Origin of the sequence: Solwaraspora sp. WMMD791, from assembly GCF_029581195.1 — a bacterium.
Lineage (GTDB): Bacteria > Actinomycetota > Actinomycetes > Mycobacteriales > Micromonosporaceae > Micromonospora_E.
In genome coordinates this window covers 4,260,227-4,274,812 of sequence record NZ_CP120737.1, presented here as the reverse complement: position 1 = coordinate 4,274,812, position 14,586 = coordinate 4,260,227, and the positions used below count along the sequence as shown (strand labels likewise).

Annotated in this window: 14 protein-coding genes and 1 tRNA gene; 10 read left to right on the top strand and 5 right to left on the bottom strand. The window is 69.2% G+C overall.

The genetic code is table 11. The features are described from left to right. Position 1: 1 nt before the first annotated feature. From O7623_RS18970 to O7623_RS18945, 6 genes are all read left to right on the top strand, one after another. A complete protein-coding gene (locus tag O7623_RS18970) occupies positions 2–955 on the top strand; it encodes a hypothetical protein (protein ID WP_282224363.1) in 954 nt (317 codons plus the stop codon). Then, positions 948–1,400, top strand: coding sequence for a YbaB/EbfC family nucleoid-associated protein (locus tag O7623_RS18965; RefSeq protein WP_282224362.1), 453 nt, complete (start codon positions 948–950; stop codon positions 1,398–1,400). Before O7623_RS18970 ends, O7623_RS18965 begins: the two co-directional genes overlap by 8 nt. Next, positions 1,393–1,707: a hypothetical protein gene (locus O7623_RS18960; RefSeq protein WP_282224361.1), complete on the top strand. Its 315-nt coding sequence runs from the start codon at positions 1,393–1,395 to the stop codon at positions 1,705–1,707. Before O7623_RS18965 ends, O7623_RS18960 begins: the two co-directional genes overlap by 8 nt. Before the next feature lie 39 nt (positions 1,708–1,746). Continuing rightward, positions 1,747–4,182: a right-handed parallel beta-helix repeat-containing protein gene (locus O7623_RS18955; RefSeq protein ID WP_282224360.1), complete on the top strand. Its 2,436-nt coding sequence runs from the start codon at positions 1,747–1,749 to the stop codon at positions 4,180–4,182. A 178-nt stretch (positions 4,183–4,360) separates the two neighbouring features. Beyond that, on the top strand, positions 4,361–4,762 hold the full coding sequence (locus O7623_RS18950) for a zf-HC2 domain-containing protein (RefSeq protein ID WP_282224359.1): 402 nt from the start codon (positions 4,361–4,363) through the stop codon (positions 4,760–4,762). 217 nt (positions 4,763–4,979) lie between these two features. Then, positions 4,980–5,519 (top strand): sigma-70 family RNA polymerase sigma factor, encoded by a 540-nt coding sequence (locus O7623_RS18945; RefSeq protein WP_282224358.1) that lies wholly within the window; start codon positions 4,980–4,982, stop codon positions 5,517–5,519. Between the two features lie 609 nt (positions 5,520–6,128). Here O7623_RS18945 and O7623_RS18940 read toward each other — a convergent pair. Then, entirely contained in the window at positions 6,129–6,680 is a 552-nt protein-coding gene (locus O7623_RS18940; protein ID WP_282229472.1) for a TetR/AcrR family transcriptional regulator, read from the bottom strand. 116 nt (positions 6,681–6,796) lie between these two features. Between O7623_RS18940 and O7623_RS18935 the strand changes: the two genes are divergently transcribed. Further along, positions 6,797–7,543, top strand: a complete 747-nt coding sequence (locus tag O7623_RS18935; RefSeq protein ID WP_282224357.1) for a siderophore-interacting protein — start codon at positions 6,797–6,799, stop codon at positions 7,541–7,543. 635 nt (positions 7,544–8,178) lie between these two features. Next, a tRNA-Lys gene (locus O7623_RS18930) sits at positions 8,179–8,254 on the top strand. A gap of 554 nt (positions 8,255–8,808) precedes the next feature. Here O7623_RS18930 and O7623_RS18925 read toward each other — a convergent pair. Beyond that, positions 8,809–9,684, bottom strand: a complete 876-nt coding sequence (locus O7623_RS18925; protein ID WP_282224356.1) for a TrmH family RNA methyltransferase — start codon at positions 9,682–9,684, stop codon at positions 8,809–8,811. Between the two features lie 33 nt (positions 9,685–9,717). Next, a complete protein-coding gene (locus O7623_RS18920; RefSeq protein WP_282224355.1) occupies positions 9,718–10,551 on the bottom strand; it encodes a phytanoyl-CoA dioxygenase family protein in 834 nt (277 codons plus the stop codon). Positions 10,552–10,704: 153 nt separating this feature from the next. Here O7623_RS18920 and O7623_RS18915 point away from each other — a divergent pair, with 153 nt between their 5' ends. After that, entirely contained in the window at positions 10,705–11,199 is a 495-nt protein-coding gene (locus O7623_RS18915) for a GyrI-like domain-containing protein (RefSeq protein ID WP_282224354.1), read from the top strand. Between the two features lie 213 nt (positions 11,200–11,412). Here O7623_RS18915 and O7623_RS18910 read toward each other — a convergent pair whose 3' ends face one another. Further along, positions 11,413–11,655 (bottom strand): hypothetical protein, encoded by a 243-nt coding sequence (locus O7623_RS18910; protein ID WP_282224353.1) that lies wholly within the window; start codon positions 11,653–11,655, stop codon positions 11,413–11,415. A gap of 11 nt (positions 11,656–11,666) precedes the next feature. Continuing rightward, the gene (locus O7623_RS18905; RefSeq protein WP_282224352.1) at positions 11,667–11,870 is read right to left on the bottom strand and encodes a hypothetical protein; all 204 of its coding nucleotides are present in this window, start codon (positions 11,868–11,870) and stop codon (positions 11,667–11,669) included. A 290-nt stretch (positions 11,871–12,160) separates the two neighbouring features. On the opposite strand from O7623_RS18905, the gene O7623_RS18900 reads away from it, so the two are divergent. Continuing rightward, positions 12,161–14,542: a family 43 glycosylhydrolase gene (locus O7623_RS18900; protein ID WP_282224351.1), complete on the top strand. Its 2,382-nt coding sequence runs from the start codon at positions 12,161–12,163 to the stop codon at positions 14,540–14,542. The last annotated feature ends 44 nt before the right edge of the window (positions 14,543–14,586 follow it).

Below are 14,586 nucleotides of genomic sequence, written 5' to 3'. Positions count from 1 at the left end.
CATGCGGTGGACAGCGGCTGACCGGCCCGGCGACCTCGACGCCGTCGCGGCGGCGCTCGAAGCGGCCGACTGCACCCAGGTCGAACAGGGGGCCGTACTGCTCGACGACGCCCGACGCAGTCTGCGGGCCATCGCCGCGGTCACCGAACGGACACTGAACAGACTGGCGGACTGTTGGCAGGGCGAGGGCGCCGACCTCGCCTGGCCGGGTGGCGATCCGCACCTGTCGCGGCTGGGCGAGCCGCTACGCCGGACCCGTGAGGTGCTGCGCGTACTCGACGCGGGCGAGTTCGGCCAGCAGCTGCGGCGTACCGCGAACGCGCTCGCAGCAGGCCAGGCGCGGGTGCGTGAGCTTCAGGCGCAGCGCGCCGCCGATCCTGGTCCCGGTGCCGGGTACGACGAGCGGGCACAGCTCCTCCTGCACGATGTCGCGACGACGTACCAGGACATCGGCCGGGCACTGGGCGGTACGGACCCGCCGGAGCTGGTGCCGGTCGCCGAGCCGCCGACCGTCGCCGAACGTGGCCGGCACGTGCATGATTCGGGCGCACCGGTCACCCTGGCGTCCGGGGCGTCCGCCGACGTCGAACTGTTCCGGCCGGTGGGGCCCGTCCTCGGGGCCGGTCTGCCCACCGACCTGATCCCGCCGCCGCCCGCCGGCGGTGGTGCCGGCGGCGGAGGCGGAATGCCGATGATGCCGATGATGCCGATGGGCGGCATGGGGATGGGCGGCATGGGGATGGGCGGCATGGGCATGACCGGGCAGCAGGACGCCGCTACCGGGCAGCGGCGGACCGCCAACGCCGTCCAGGGTGACTCCAGCGCCTGGAGCGATCAGGACAAGGGCTGGAACGTGCTCGGCCGGCAGGCCCGGATCGAGCAGGCACAGGAGGAAGTGCGCGAAGGGCTGCAGCGGGAGTTCGGCAAGTTCATGAGGGGAGACCGCAATGGCTGACGAGAACGGTTCGGCGCGGGCCGCGGCCAAATTGGAAACGATGTTCGCCCTGCTAGGGGAGGAACAGCGGAAACTGGCCGAGTTCCAGCGCCGGATGAACGAGGCGAGCACCACGGTCGAGTCCGCGAACAAGATGCTCACGGCGACCTTCGACGGCCGGGGTGAACTGGTCCGGTTCACGGTCAACAACACCAAGTACCGGACCATGGCACCCAACGAGCTCGCCGACATGCTGCTGGACGTCGTCCGGCGTGGCCGTACCCAGGCCTTCGGCAAGATCGACGCGATGGCCGGCGGCGACGTCCTGCCCGGCGTCAACTTCGGCGACCTGGCCGCCGGCAAGGTCGATCTCAACGACGTCGTCAGCGGCCTGATGACCTCGGCCATCGACCTGCCCGGCATCATCCGGGCCGCCGAGCAGCAGGGCGGTCGGACCGATGGCTGACGAGACCAGGATCGATCCGGACGGCGCGCGGAGCATGTTCAAGGAACTCATCGGCATCGGCGCGGACCTGAAGACAGCTCTGCGCGGGGTGGTCAACATCCGGTCCACCGTGGTCGAACCATGGGGAAACGACGAGTACGGTAAACCGTTCGCCGGCATACGGGAGACCAACGCCAAGAGCACACTGGACGGCATCGGCGAGGTGGTCGAGGGACTGACCGACCTCGGTTCAACAGGCCGCAAGGCAATCGACGATTTCGAGGACCTGGACACCGAGAACAGCGAAGGACTGGGGCCGGACCGCTGATCCGGCCACCCTCACAGGTGTCAGACGAAGGTAGGGAACATGACGCAGCGGATGATCACCGTCAGTCAGTCGGCGGGATCGGGGTACCGGACGCTCGGTGAGGCGTTGCGTGCCGCCGTCGACGGATCGGTGATCTCCGTTCAGGCGGGCAGTTACTCCGAGAACCTGGTTCTGACGAAGATCGTCACCATCGCGGCCCAGGACGGTCCGGGTACGGTGCGGATCACCGCGCCGTCGGGCATCCCCGTGGTCCTCGCCGCCGAATCGGCCGCCCTCTCCGGGCTGACGATCACCGCGACGGACAGCGACAGCCCGGCACTGGCCCTCACCTCGGGTCAGCTGAGCGTCACCGAATGCGAGCTGTCGGCGTCGGCCTGGGCGGCGGTCTTCGTCCGGGACCAGGGCTCACTGACCATGCGGGGCAGCCGCGTCACCAACCAGGCCGGTGCCGGTGTGGTGGTGACGTCGGCGGTCGGCAGCATGCTCGACGACTGCCGGGTGGAGCAACTTGGCACCTCCGGCGTGGTCGTCGCCGAGCATGGTGAGCTGCGGGTACGCGCCTGCGCCGTCCGGGAGGCCAAGGGAAACGGGATCTGCCTCAACGGCCACGGCCGAATCTCGATCGAGGACACCGAGATCAGCGCGACGACCAAGCCGGCACTCGCCGCCGAGCAGCAGTCCGAGGCCACCGTACGCCGCTTGTCGGTCCGCCGGACCAGAGGTGTCGGTATCTACCTGGCCACCACCGGCGCGGCGGTGCTGGAGGACTGCGTCGTGGAGGGCAGCGCCGCCGACGGGGTGTTCACCGGGGAACGGTGCGCGCCGACGCTGCGCCGCTGCCGGGTCACTGGGGCCCGGCGCAGCGGGTTCCGGTTCAGTGGACGGTCCGCCGGCCGGTTGGAGGGCTGCGCCGCCGCCGACGTCGCGGGCATCGGTGTGAGCATCGGCGACCGCTGCACTCCGGAGCTGACCGGCACGCAGGTCGACGACTGCACCGGTGCCGGAGTGCGGCTCGACGGCGGAGCCGACCCGCTGCTGCAGCGGCTGGAGGTACGCGGCTGCCACGGCCCGGCGATCGAGGTCGTCGACGGCGCACGTGGCCGCTTCGACAACGTCACCATCGAGCGGTGCGGTGGCGTCGGGATGTCGATCGGCGAGGGTGCGCAGACCTCGGTCACCGGGCTGAGCCTGCGCGGCGGCGGATCCGCCGCCGGTGTCGTGGTCACCGACGCGGTGGTGTCGTTCACCGATTCCGAGGTCGCCGGCGTGGGCGGCGAGGGGATGACGGCCGGCGCGGGGGCGACCGTCTCGCTGACGGCGTGCCGGGTGCACGACGCCGAAGGCCCCGGCCTGGTGCTCGCCGAGGGCTCGTCCGCGACGGTCGTCGACTCCGAGTTCAGCGCGAACGCCGGCGACGGGATCGTCGTACGGACCCAGGGGAAGGTGCGGATCACCGGCTGCACCGTCCACGACAACGAGGGCTCCGGGCTGCGGCAGCACGAGCCGGAAGCCCAGTTGACCGTGGTCGGGCTGACCAGTGGTCGCAACCGACTGCCGGACGCCTACGGGACGACCGCCGGGGCGTCGGCGGTGCCGGCGTCGGCGTCGGGGGAGGACCACCGGCCGGTGGCCCGGGGCAGCGACCCGTTGCGTGAGCTGCAGTCACTGGTCGGGTTGCACGGCGTCAAGCAGGAAGTGACGTCGCTGATCAACCTGAACAAGATGTCCAAGCGTCGTCAGGAGGCCGGGCTCTCCGCTCCGCCGATGGCCCGCCACCTGGTCTTCGCCGGTTCCCCCGGCACCGGCAAGACCACCATCGCCCGGCTGTACGGCCGGATTCTCGCCGAGCTCGGGGTGCTGCGTAAGGGACACCTGGTGGAGGTGGCTCGCGCCGACCTCGTCGCGCAGATCATCGGCGGTACGGCGATCAAGACCACGGAGGCGTTCAACTCGGCGCTCGGCGGGGTGCTCTTCATCGACGAGGCCTACACGTTGAGCAACAGCCGGGGCGGCACCGGCCCGGACTTCGGCCGAGAGGCCATCGACACGCTGGTGAAGCTGATGGAGGACCACCGTGACGAGGTGGTCGTGATCGCCGCCGGCTACTCCGCCGACATGCAGCGGTTCCTGCAGGCGAACCCGGGGCTGGAGTCGAGGTTCAGCCGGACCATCGAGTTCGCCAACTACAGCCCGGCCGAGCTGGTGACGATCGTCGAGAACCACTGCGCCGGACATGACTATCAGCTGGACCCCGCTGCCGCTTCGGCGCTGCTGGCGTACTTCGACCGCATCCCGAAGGACGGCACGTTCGGCAACGGCCGGGAGGCCCGGAAGGTGTTCGAACGGATGGCCGACATGCAGGCGTCCCGGCTGGCTGCCGCCGTCGATGTCACCAACGCCGAGTTGGCCCTGCTCACCGTCGAGGATCTACCCGTCGTCGTGAGCGAAGCGAGTCTGCCGGGGGCGGTGGCGTGACCGCCTCCGGCGTCTGGAGGTCGGGCCAGGTAGCGGGAACAGGGATTCCCCTCACCTGGCTCATCGAACTGTCACCGCCTTCCGCTCGTTACCTTGAGGAAACGTTCGTACGAGCGAAGGTTGCGGCGATGACCACCGTGATTGTTCAGATGGTTCAACTTCCAGCGCGGCGCACCGCATGATCGGCGGAGAATGCCCTGACCCGGCGATCGAGAAGCTGCTCGGCGCATACGTGCTCGGGCGGCTCGACCGGGTGGAGGCCGAGGCGGCCCGTGGCCACCTGGCCGGGTGTCCGGCATGTCGCGAGTCGGTGGCCAGCCTGCGTACGGTGGCCATCGCACTGAGGCTGCTCCAACCGGCGGACCTGGCGGACCTCGTCGCCTCGGACGTCGCGGACCTTGCCGGCCGGGACCCTGCGGACCTTGTCGGCCGGGACGCCGCGGCGGGGCCCGACGACCCGGCGGCGCCCGCCCGGCCGGTGCCGGCCACGGTCGCACCGACCCGCTGCCGATTCGACCTGGTCCTGGGCGCCCGTGAGCAGCGCCGGCCGCGTCCGTTGCCGTCGACCCGGCGGGGATAGCGAATCCGGTGCCGGCGGCCCGATCACCTGCTTCGTCGCGACCCCGTTTCCGGCCCCGGTAGCCAGCCGGAAACAGTCCTGACACACGGCTGTCACCTGTACATTCGGAGAACGTAAATCGGTACGAGTTACCTCGACGGCATCGATGTCTGTCCGATACGTTGTCCCCGATGACGTGGGGCGGGCGCCCACTGTGGCGGGGCAGGACGGATCCAGAGTGACCGATGTGATGGATGTCAGTGCCGTACGACCGGGGCGGCCGTCGACGGACGACGGTGCGCTGCGCGAGCTCTACGAGACACAGGCGGCACCACTACTGGGCTATGTCGTTCGCCTCACCAACGGAGACCGGCACCGGGCCGAGGACATCCTGCAGGAGACGTTGCTGCGAGCCTGGCGAAACCCGCAGGCCCGGTCGGATGACGGACGGTGGGGCCAACAGTGGTTGTTCACCGTGGCCAGGAACCTCGCGATCGACCATCTGCGTACCGCCCGGCAGACGCAGCCGGTCGACGAACACGCCGACCCGGACAACCCGGTGGACCGGATTCTCGACGCGGCCGAGGTACGGGTGGCGATCGCGTCGCTGCCGGACCGGTGGCGCAGCGTCCTGGTCGAGGTCTACCTGCGGGACCGGCCGGGTGCCCAGGTCGCTGAAATGCTGGGGATTCCGGTCGGGACGGTCAAGTCCCGCCTGTTCCACGCACTGCGCGCCCTTCGCCAGGAGTTGCACGCCCGAGGATTCGACCACGGCTGAGTGGGCGCTGCGGTCGCGGGTCCATCCCCCCACGACCAGCCCCGGCAGGTGACCGAAGCGGCGGCAGCCGGGTCCGGGGCGGCGATCCTGCGCCGTAAGCCCTGGTCACGGGTATAGGTGGCACCAGCCGCAGGGTGTGCGACAGGTCGCCAGGACCGTCCTGGGCGGGGTTGCGGATTCCGTGGCCCGAACTCGTCCACGCAGGGCACCCTGCCGTCGGCGGGTGGGTGGTCGTAGAGGTCCAGGATCCGGCGCATCCTCGACGTTGAGCCGGGGTCGGTGCAGGCCTTCCACGTCTTGGTGGCCTGCCACGACACGCCGCGTTCGTGCAGTATCCGCCGGATGGTCTCGATGCGCCCCGCTCCATTTTGGGGACAACCCGTCGAACCCCCGTTTGCTGAACCTGTGGATGATGTCGGACGTAGTCCTCGCTGGCGGTGAGCAGGTGAGCGATGTCCGGGGTCGGCTGTCCCTGGGCGGACATCAGCACCCCGATCGCCCGGCGCAGCTTCGACCGGGTCCTTCGCGGTCCGGATGATCCGCTGCAACCGCTGGCCCTCGGCCATCGACACCTGACGCACGATCAACGTTCAAAGACGAGGCACTAGGTCACAGGTCGCCCAGCAGCACCTTGATGACCTCCATCAGCTGCTTGCGCAGCTGGTCGGCTGGTAGGTCCTGATAGTGGTCCGACAGCATCACCAGGGGGCCGAAGATCGCGCCCAGAGTGCTGCCGAGCCGGACCCTGACCTGCGGGTCGAGCGCCGGGTCGGCGAAGAGCGCCGACAGCTTCGTGTTCTGCGCCGCCATTCGGGCGCCGACCTCGGGGTCGTTGGCGAACAGCGAGTGGAAGACGTCCTCGTTGCGTTCCAGAACCACGAGCATCTGCCGGTGCCGCAGGGCGATGTCGATGATCTGCGGCAGGGCCCGCTGCCAGGCCCCCGGGTCGGTACCGGCCACCACCAGCCGGTCGGACGCCTCGGTGAGTACGTCGAGGGCCCGGCTGATGACCGTGCGGGCGATGTCGTCCTTTGCGTGGAAGTGGTGGTACACCGCCGCTTTGCTGACGCCGAGCCGCTCCGCGATGTGCCGCAGCGACGTGCCCTGGTAGCCCTGGCGGGCGAACAGTTCGACGGCGACGTCCACGATGCGCTCCCGCATCGGCTCGGGAGTGGGGTTGGCGGAGGTCACTGCCACAGGGTATAACTTGCCGATCGGCAAGTCGTGTCTTGTCGATCGGCAAGGAACAGTCTCGACTCCGATTGTGAGGATCGACCGTGAAGAGTCGCCTGCTCGACCGCCTGCTGGTCGCCGCCCAGGTTCACGCGGTCGAGCCGCTGGGCCCCCGCCTACGGCTGGTCACGCTGACCGGGCCCGACCTGACGGGTCTCGACTGGCTGCCCGGCCAGCACGTACGCCTGCAGCTCGCCCCGGGGCCGACCGCCGTCGACTGGCTGGTCGGCACGCTGCGCACCTACACGGTGTGGAGCTACCAGGACCAGACCATGGAGCTGGTCGTCTTCGACCACGGGGACGGCCCTGGCGCCGAGTGGGCACGCACCACCCGGCCGGGCGACGAGCTGATGCTGATGAAACCGCAGGGCACCTTCGTCACCGCGCCGGCGCCGTACCACCTCTTCGCCGGGGAGGAGACCGCGCAGGCCGCCTACGGTCCGATGCTGCGGGCGCTGCCGGCCGACGCCCGGGTCTTCGGCCGGTTCGAGATCGACTCCCCGGACGAGCGCCTGAACCTGATCGACTCCCACGACGGGCGCCTGGACCCAAAGACGGGCTGGGACCTGGAGTGGAGCTACCGCCGGGGCCGGTCGGCAGCTTCCTCCGAGACGCTGGTCGAGGCCGTCCGCAGGTTGGAGCTGCCCGCCGAGCCCGGTCGCGCCTACCTGGCCGGGGAAGCCCGGACGATCCAGCTGGTCCGCCGCCACCTGGTCGAGGAGCGGAACTGGCCGCGCCGCAACGTGATCACCAAGCCGTTCTGGACCCCGGGCCGCAAGGGGATGGACTAGTGGTCTCGTGGTCCTGCTGTCTTCGACCTGATGCCAGTGTGGTTGGCTGTGCTTCGTGGAGCTCAGCGGATGAGCGGGTGGAGCTTCGGGCGTTGAGCAACAGCGCTGGAGTGTCGGCTGCGGTCGGCACCCGGGCGCGGATCGTGTTGTGGCACGCCGACAGGCGGATGGAGAAGGACATCGCGGTGTCGACTGGGGCTTGGCAGCCCACCGAATCCCGCACCAACCACGCCGTCGACGTCTTCACCAGCGCCCACAACCCCGATGGCGCACCATCGGCCACCTCCCCCGATCACCACCTCCACCCTCCGCTACCACCTCCGACAACCACCCACGACCCACCCCCACCGACGCTGACCCACGCCCATGACCCCGAACCCACCACCCCACCCCGGACACCGACGCAGGCCACCCTCGAGCCAGTAACCTGCCCCAAGGCGGCGTTGCACCATCTCCATGTCGATCTCCCGCAAGAGTCGACCGCGCCGCCCCATCAACCAGCCGACAGCCCAGCCCGACCACTAACCAACACGCCCGCCAGCACCGTCCACCCGCCAACCGCGCTCCCCGACACCCAGGCAGCCGACAGGCGGACGCAGGGCCCACAGCCAGGCGGAGTAGGCTAGGCCCTTGACGGGCCGTTAGCTCAATCGGCAGAGCTGAGGACTTTTAATCCTTAGGTTCTGGGTTCGAGTCCCAGGCGGCCCACCATCTGAACTGGAAAAATGTGAGTTTGTCGATGGGTTGCTCGGCCTCAACTAGCCGGGCTTGTCGGAAATGCGAACTCTGCGGGGAGCACCCAGGGAACACCCAGGTTCCACGACGGCGTCGGCGATGCGGAAAGTGCTGGACCGGTGACGCGTTCGCCGCCGAGTTCAACCAGGCAATTCCCGGTGACATCAAGGCACGTGGCGAGGAACGCCAGACCCCGACCTGGTCCTCCTCGGCGGTACTGCCCTTCTGATCGCGACACCCCGTGCTTTCGTACGCGCCGTCACCGCCGACTGGCGTGGACATCCGCGCGACCGATTGGCCCGCCGCCTCGGCGGGCGAGGGCCCCACCACAGACACGACCTCCGGGACATAGCCGGAGGGACTCACGGCTTCAGCCGATGAGAGTGCGAGCAAGGGACGTGACATCGCCCGTGGTCAGGGCGGCGGGATCCCCGCCGGCCGAGCGCCGTCGGCAGTCCGTAGCGTTTCATGCCCCGGACGGAGTCGGTTGGGAGTCGTTGCGGCGGCCGGAGGTCATGGCGGAGCGGCTGCTATCGGCGATCTGCGCGTACGGCGCAGCCGCCTGCGATCAGTGCCCTACCGCCGGCGACGGCGGCCCGCTGGCGTGCCGATTCGTACAGCACGACAGTCGCGGCGGTCGCCGCGTTCAGAGAGCTGGCGGACCCGAACATGGGGATTCGGACGAGCTGGTCGCATGCCTCGCGCCAGCCGGAACTGAGGCCGGTGGTCTCGTTTCCGATCAACGCCAGGGTGGGTTGGGTGAAGTCGTACTCGGCGGCGTCCAGAGTGCCGCGCTCATCGGTTCCCATGATGCTCATGCCGATGCCGCCGGCACGGACGTCAGCGACCCAGGACAGAACGGCCTGGTGGGAGGGCACCCGGACCACAGGTAAGGCGAACAGCGAGCCGGTGCTCGCCCGGACCGCCTTCGGGTCGTACACGTCGGCGGCGTGACCGGTGACGATGACGCCGCCAGCGCCGAAGGCGTCCGCCGACCGAACGAGGGTCCCGATGTTGCCGGGGCTGGTGGGCCGATCGAACACAACGGTGAGCATGGTCGGACCGACCGGGATACGGCGCAGGTCGTCCTCCGGCAGCGCGACCACGGCCAGCAGCTCTGGAACGTTGTCTGCCTTGCCTCCCAGTTCGTGCATCAGTTCACGCGAGACGGCGCACTTCTCAGCCCGGACTGTGTCCAGGGCCTCGCGTGCCCAGCCGGACAGCTGAGCGCTGGTGTCGTAGAGCAGCTCCCGAATCTGCCAGCCGTGTTCGACGGCCATGGTGATCGGGCGCACGCCCTGCACGAGGAACTCGCCACGTCGCTGCCGCTTGGTCCGATTCCCGAGGAGAGCTTTCCACTGCTGGAACCGGGCATTGCGCGTACTCACCCGCAGGACCACTGCCAACCCGCCTCCGACGCACTTGGCCGGCTCAGGCACTCAGGAACGGACGGAGCAGGTCGCCCCGGCGCCGCAGCCGGTGCCGTCCCCGTCCGGACCGGGGGTCTCCTGCCCGAGACCCCGACGGATCGCGATCTCTACGGGTGAGTATGCGCCGTCGGCCCGCTCCAGTTCGTACGGTGCGGCTGGCATCAACGGCGGTTGGGCCATGAAGCGGGGCCGCGTTCCGTGGTGCGGTTGCGCCGCGTGCACCAGGAACGGGTGGCACAGGAAGACGTCGCCCGGAGAGCCGGTGGCGAGGGCGAGCGGCCGATGCTCGGATGCCGCCACCAGGTCAGGCGCAATGGCCAGTCCACTCGCTCCATCCTCCCCGTACGCCTCCAGCACCTTCGGCACGTCGAGGTGGGAGCCGACCCGGATCCGGGTCGGGGCGTCCTTCTCACCGACCTCGCTGAACAGGAACAGCATCAGCAGCGCCCGGCCCCGGGAGCGCAGATTGGTGAAGTACCAGCTCTCGCCCTCCGGCAGATAGCTGCCCTCGATGTGCCAGCCCGCGTCGTCCGGCTCCTCCTCGTGCGGGAAGCGCAGCGGGAACGTGCCCAGCGAGTAGCGCGGCTCCCAGCGGCCCGGACCGACGAGCAGGTCGTACGCGTGATGGAGGAACGGGGAGTTGGGAGCGGCGGCGAACGGCCCCTGCGCCAGGCCGGGCACCCAGTGCACGGGCTGCGTCCACGTCGCCGGATCGTCCGGATCGCAGCCCGTCTCCCGCCACAGCAGCCGCGCGCAGTCCGCTGCCACGCGCGGCGCGACGGCACCCTCCAGCTTCACGAAGCCGTCGCGAAGAAAGCGGGATACCAACGTCGTGTCATCCATGCCCACCATCGTGCGGCAACGCCGGCCTCGGCCACCCGACATTTTCTGCGCCGATTTGGTCGGGTGCCTACCCGCGCGCCGCGACCAAGGTTGACGTCGGACGGAGGCTCGCTGATCTCGGCACCCCGTCTGACCGTCGAAGGGAGCGAACACGTGGACACCCGCATCGTCGACCATCCCAAGTTCCGGCTCGTCGGGCACGCGACCCGCGTCCGGCTGGTCCATCAAGGCGTCAACCCCCACATCCAGCGGCACATCACCGCACTGCCGACAGAGGAGCACCTGCGCTTGAAGGCTCTCGGCAACACTGAGCCAAGCGGCCTGCTCGCGGTCAGCGACGACCTCGATCCCGACTACGCCGAGGGCAGCGAGCTGACCTACCTTCACGGGGTCGCCGTGTCCCCGGGTACGCCGGTCCCCGACAGCCTCGACATCATCGAAGTTCCGGCTGGCAAATGGGTGGTCATCCGGACCAAGGGGCCGCATCCGCAGACCCTGCAGAAGGCCTGGGCCACGGCCGCAGCCACGTGGTTCCCGTCCAACCCGTGGCGTCTACGGCCAGGTCCGGAGATCGTCGCGGTGCACGAGCCTGCGAACGACTTCAGCACCGCGACCTGTGACCTCTGGCTGCCCGTCGAACCGGCGTAGCGATCCGGCGAGCATCCAGACAGCATCAGGGTCCGGTCGGCGGCCGACAGGATGGCCCGGCTGCGGCAACCGAGCGCGAATATCCCGATCTGCCGCGATCGATGCACTATGCAGCGTTATGCCAGGATGACCCGACGGTCGTCCAGGCGCGCCGATGAGTGGGCGCCGGATCTCCGCGCGGTGGGAGATCTGACTACTTCCAGTGGTGACGCGTCAGGACGAGCCCGCATCGGGATGCGATGAGGGAAGCGTTTCCCGTAGCGATGCTTCGTGTCCGTCGACGTGGAACACCGCAGCCATGATCTCATCGGCGTGATCCCCTTCGGCTTCCCCAAGCGCGACTAGGACGAGCCGGAAGGCGTGGGCGTCATCCCGGCAGAGCAAGGCGGCCGAGGTCTCATAGGTCACCGCCGGGTCGTGCTCGGTCGAGTAGCGAGGTGGCCAGGGTTCGATCAACCTGAAGATGTTCAGTCCTGCCGCATAGCATCCGCCGCCACCACGTCGCTCAGCTGTTTACTGCTGATGAGCCGGGCGTGCTCCCCGTCCATCCGGACGGCGCGTCGGACGATCGAATCTACGTTCCACGGCGACGTTGGCCAGGCTGAGGCCAGGCCATCCGGCACCGGCAGCCCGGCGATGACGAACAGGTCGGTGGTGTGGATACGGAGCACTCACCCGATCTGACGCCTGGGAGATCCGGTCGGCTGACGTTCGACGCCGGCACCGTGTTACACGGACATTTCCGGCGAGTATCGACAGAGGTCTTGACCTGTCTATGTGAGCGCTAACAGGATGAACCTTCCGATCGACCGCGTCTGGAGCTCCCATGCACGCTTCAAACGGCCGTACGAACGCCTGCTCTCCTCCACCCGGCGAACCTGTTAGCGATCACCAGCCCGGCCGGGCTGGGAACGGTCATCCGGCTGGCCGCAGCCGCCGGCTCGCCGTCGCCCTGACCGGGGTGCTCGTCGGTGCCGTGCTGGCCCCGGGCGGCGCACCCGCGCACGCAGCGCAGCAGCAGACTTGGTCGCCGCGCTCGTCGTACACCTCGACCGACAACGGCGACGGCACCTACTCCGTCCCGCTGCTGCGCTCCGACGTGCCGGACATCAGCGTCGAGCGGGTTCCGGCGGCCGAGAACGACGAGGGCCGGGACGTCTACTACATGATCAGCACGACGATGCACCTCAGTCCGGGGGCACCGATCATGAAGTCGTACGACCTGGTCAACTGGGATATCGTCAACTATGTCTTCGACCGGGCGAGCATCGGCGACTCGTACTCGCTGCGCAACGGGCAGAACTCGTACGGCCAGGGCCAGTGGGCGTCGTCGTTGCGCTACCACGACGGCATGTTCTATGTCGCGTTCAACACCAACAACCTCGGCGGCGCGTACCTCTACCGTACCGACGATATCGAGAACGGCGCCTGGCAGCGGACCGCGCTCGGCCGCGGCCTGCACGACCCGTCGCTCTTCTTCGACGTCGACGGCACCCCGTACATCTTCTACGGATCCGGTGGCACCAGCGCGGTGCGGCTCAACGCCGACCTGACCGCCATCGAGCACAACTACCCGAACATCTTCACCGCCGCCGACTACGCCGGCCAGCCGTTCATCGGCGGACTGTTCGAGGGCGCCCAGTTCTACTACATCGACGGCTACTACTACGCGGTGATCATCACCTGGCCGTCCGGGCAGGGCCGGCAGGTCGTCATGTTCCGCTCGACCGAGCTGCTCGGACGCTACACCTCGGCCGGTGGCGTCAACACATACGTTGCCCGTGGGGTGCTCAACTCCAACGGCTTCGCCCAGGGCAGCCTGGTGCCGATCGCCACCGCCGCCGGCGGCATCGACTGGCACGGCATGTTCTTCCGCGACACCTTCCCGATCGGCCGCATCCCGGCGCTGATCCCGGCCACCTGGTCCGACGGCTGGCCGGTCTTCGGCAGCAACGGCGTGGTGCCGGTCGGCGGCGTGTTCGACAAGCCGATCCGGTTGCGCCCGGCCGAGGAGACGTTCCAGCGGCAGCAGAGCATCGTCGCGTCCGACGACTTCGCCAACGACGCCCCGCACAAGGCGTACCAGGACGAACAGTGGACGATCCCGGACCCGCCGCCGACCGGCGAAGCCCCGACCGAGGCGGAGATCGCCCCCAACGGCTCCCGGCTCGACATGGCCTGGCAGTGGAACCACGCCCCGGACAACCGCTACTGGTCGCTCACCGACCGCGACGGCTGGCTGCGGCTGAGCACCGGCAAGGTCGTCACCGGTGGGTACGTCTACACGAAGCTGTCCAACCGGGCCGAGCTGGCCTGGTTCGAGGAGGCCCGTAACACGCTGTCGCAGCGTACCTTCGGCCCGCGCCAGTCGGCGGAGACCAGGATGGACATCTCCGCGATGCGTGACGGCGACGTCGCCGGGATAGCCGCGTACAACCGCGGATTCTCGTACGCGGCGGTCAAACGCGTCGACGGCGTCAGCACCCTCGGTGTGGTCAACCGGGGCCAGCCCTTCGCTGTCGACCTCGACCAGGCGACCCTGGAGAGCTTCCTGCCGGGTAGCACCGTGCCACTGGGCGACGCCACCGAGGTGCACCTGAAGGCGGACCTGGACTTCGCCTCGTCGACCGGGCAGCTGTGGACCACGTTCCACTACAGCTTCGACGGGCTGACCTGGGCGCAGCTCGGCAGCCGGGTCGGTCCGCAGACTCTCGACGGCAGCCTCGCGCACTTCATGGGGCACCGGGTCGGCCTGTTCAACTACGCGACGCAGCACACCGGCGGGCACGTCGACTTCGACCACTACCTGCTCAGCGACGTGCTGACCGCCCAGGGCCGACCGCTGGACACCAGCGCCCTCGACGACGCCATCGCGCACGCCGCGACGCTGCGTGAAGCCGACCACCCGGCGGACGCCTGGGCGGCGATGCGCGCCGCGCTCGATGACGCCGTGACCGCGCGGGCCGGCCAGTTCGGCACCCAGAACCAGATCGACGCGCCGGAGCGGGCGCTCAGCTACCAGCTGGCCCGCCTCGGAGCGCTCCGACTCGACACGCCGAGGCTGGTGTCGGTCAGCGCGTCGAGTCGCTGCCTGGCCAAGAAGGTGCAGCTCGTCGTGGAGCTGGCCGGTGTCGCACCGTCGCGGGTGACCGGCGCGGTCACCTCGCCGTACGGCAGCAAGGAGTACGGGGTCGTTCCGGCCGCGAGCAAGGTGCGGACCTTCCCGACCGGTACGGCGTCGATGCCGTCCGGCGCGGTGACGGTGACCGCGACGGCCCGCGTCGACGGCACCGCCGTCACCGCGACGGTGACCGTGCCGTACGACGCGCAGACCTGCCAGTGACCTGTTTTTCCGCCGGCAGTCAACTCGCAGATCAGAAAGGATTC